We start from the raw sequence: 2,194 nt of genomic DNA, 5'->3' as shown, positions 1-2,194 counted from the left end.
AGATGGTTTAGCTCAGCTTTTAGAAAGCCTCAATTCCCCTGGATGGTCGATCGGACTGCTGGCAAAAGGTGTGGGCGGCGGCATTCAAACTACATCTACTTTTATTCCCCAAATTGGGATGATGTTCCTGTGTTTGTCAGTGTTGGAAGACTCCGGCTACATGGCGCGGGCAGCCTTCGTCATGGACAGATTAATGCGATTTGTCGGACTTCCCGGCAAGTCTTTTGTACCGATGATGATAGGTTTTGGCTGCAATATTCCCGGAATTATGGCGACGCGGACATTGGAAAATAAGCGCGATCGCACGATGACGATTATGATGAATCCATTCATGTCTTGCAGTGCCAGATTAGCAGTTTACGCCTTATTTTGCGGCGCATTCTTCCAAGTCGGCGGGCAGAACATGGTATTAGGGCTTTATTTATTAGGAATTTTAGCCGCAGTCTTTACCGGACTAATCTTAAAAAATACCATCTTGCAAGGAGAAGCTGCACCCTTCGTGATGGAACTGCCGCCCTACCACATTCCCAAACTCAAAGGCGTACTGCTGCGGACTTGGGATCGATTGCAAGCTTTTATCAAAAAAGCCGGAATTGCGATCGTCCTTATGGTAATTGTACTCGGATTCATGAGCTCCGTCGGCACCGACGGTTCCTTCGGCAAAGAAGATAGCAAAGACTCAATTCTTAGCGCCACCGCCCGCGCGGTAACACCTGTATTTACACCAATGGGAATCACCCAAGAAAACTGGCCCGCCACCGTCGGTTTACTAACAGGAGTATTTGCCAAAGAAGTAATGGTAGGCACCTTGGACTCCCTCTATACAGAACTAGCAGACGAACAAAAAGCAGCAAGTGCAGAACCGGAAAAAGAAGAAGAATTCAACTTCTGGGAAAATATCGGCAAAGCATTTTTCAGCATCCCAGAGAATCTCACAAAACTTCCCGGTCAACTTTTCGATCCCCTCGGCTTAAGTTCAGCCAATATTACAGACCAAAAACAGGCAGAAGAAGATCAAGGTATTTCTAGCAGCACCTACGGACAAATGTCCCAACGTTTTAGTTCCAATCAAGCCGCCTTTGCCTATTTATTGTTTGTATTGCTGTACTTTCCCTGCGTTTCCGCAACGGCGGCATTGTACCGCGAAACTAATTTAGGTTGGACAATATTCGCCGCTGCTTGGACTACTGGTTTAGCTTACTGGGCGGCAGTTCTCTATTATCAAGTGGCGACATACGCAGAGCATCCAGAATCTTCATTTATTTGGGTAGTGATATTGGCAATAGCTATGGCCCTGACAATTTTGGGATTGAAAATGGCTGGTGCAATCAAGCCCAAACGGCGCGAAGCAATCAGTCAGTAGCCATTCGGCACCATCATTTTCCGAGTGCAGCGCGAGTGTCCCCGAAGAGCGAATTTCCCCCCTCGCGAACGTGGACACTGGCACTTTTCACCCTACGCTAACAAAGAAAGGAGAAAAACCATGATTTTAAGCGACATCCAACAGTTTATTGCTGAAAACAAAAGAGCTTCTATCGCTGATTTAAAACTCCATTTCCGCATGGACGGCGATGCTTTGCGCGGAATGTTGAACCGTCTAATTCGCAAAGGCCGCATCAGTAAAATGCCAGCAGCGAAAAAGTGCGGTGGATGTCACAGTTGCAGCGACGACGCTACGGAGATTTATGTGTGGGTAACTGCGGATAAATCAGCACCCGCAGAGGAACCAGTTTCTACAAACTGCCACTGAGCACCGAAGAAACGGCATTGCCGTTTCCCTACCGCCAAACAATCAATCACATCAATTCCGGTTGGACTATCGATGATATTGAGGACAGGGCAAAGCCTTTTCCTTACCCAAAATAATATTTTAAGAATACGGCACTGCTGTGTCCTTTAATCCTATAGCCAACTGATACCAAATCCGGGTTTGTCGATATCCTCGATGAACCAGTCGGCTTTCGGCCGCTGACATCGTTTCTGTAAAGCTGGTTTCAACCGCCGAATGGTAAACGGAGTATGTTACCCGAATTTGGTACGATCTTAAATGGATCGAACCCTATTAACTTCCGCAGCACCTTCTCCGATCCGGGCTTTTATCGGCAAATAAATTAAAAACTCTGCTCCCTGCCCTATTTCCGAATTAACTTCTATTTTCCCCTGATGTTTCTCGATAATCTGATAAGAAATCGAC

The 2,194-nt window shown here is 46.6% G+C and carries 2 protein-coding genes; both read left to right on the top strand.

Annotated features, from left to right (window positions below):
- Positions 1 to 1,363, top strand: a 1,363-nt coding sequence (gene feoB, locus WBA89_RS00635; RefSeq protein WP_424403097.1) for a ferrous iron transport protein B, incomplete at its 5' end; no start/stop codon positions are given.
- Positions 1,364 to 1,483: 120 nt separating this feature from the next.
- Positions 1,484 to 1,750 carry a FeoC-like transcriptional regulator gene (locus WBA89_RS00630; protein WP_424403095.1) on the top strand — a complete coding sequence of 89 codons (267 nt, stop codon included), beginning with the start codon at positions 1,484 to 1,486 and terminating at the stop codon, positions 1,748 to 1,750.
- Positions 1,751 to 2,194: the final 444 nt, after the last annotated feature.

The organism is Microcoleus sp. (assembly GCF_049646505.1).
In the GTDB taxonomy this organism is placed as follows: Bacteria; Cyanobacteriota; Cyanobacteriia; order Cyanobacteriales; family Microcoleaceae; genus Microcoleus.
The sequence above is the reverse complement of the archived record's forward strand: the minus strand, read 5'-3'. Positions and strand labels throughout refer to the sequence as shown.

Coding starts and splice junctions, on each gene's coding strand:
- WBA89_RS00630 (WP_424403095.1), top strand. CDS start 1,484: ATGATTTTAAGCGACATCCAACAGTTTATTGCTGAAAACAAAAGAGCT.